Raw genomic sequence first — 396 nt, forward strand, 5'->3', positions numbered from 1 at the left:
GCGAGCGCCTGGTGCGCCTGCTCGCCCGCGGCCGCTCCACCCGCCTCACCGGCGCGCCCGGCTCCGGCCGCACCCGCCTCCTCGACCTCGTCGCCGAGGACTGCTCCGACCTCGCCCCCGACGGCGTCGTCCGCCTCAACGGCTTCGGACGCACCTCCGGCGACCTGCTGCACGACCTGTTCCACGCGGTGTACAGCGCCCCCCTGCACCGCCCGGACCGGGACGAACTGCTCAGTCACGTGCGTGAGGTCGGCGCGGTCGTCGTCCTCGACGACCTGGAGTTCGGCGGCGCCGCGCTCGACGAGCTGCTGGAGGCGACCCCCGAGTGCGCCTTCCTGCTCGGCGCCACCCCGGACGTGCCGGCCCCCTCCGCCGACGCCGGCGTCGAGGAGGTCC

Annotated in this window: 1 pseudogene; it reads left to right on the forward strand. The window is 76.5% G+C overall.

Features of this window, described 5'->3' with window-relative positions:
• Positions 1-396: pseudogene (locus tag ABZ281_RS22365) on the forward strand (ATP-binding protein); the annotation flags it as partial.

Source organism: Streptomyces sp. NPDC006265, assembly GCF_040613555.1.
In the GTDB taxonomy this organism is placed as follows: Bacteria; Actinomycetota; Actinomycetes; order Streptomycetales; family Streptomycetaceae; genus Streptomyces.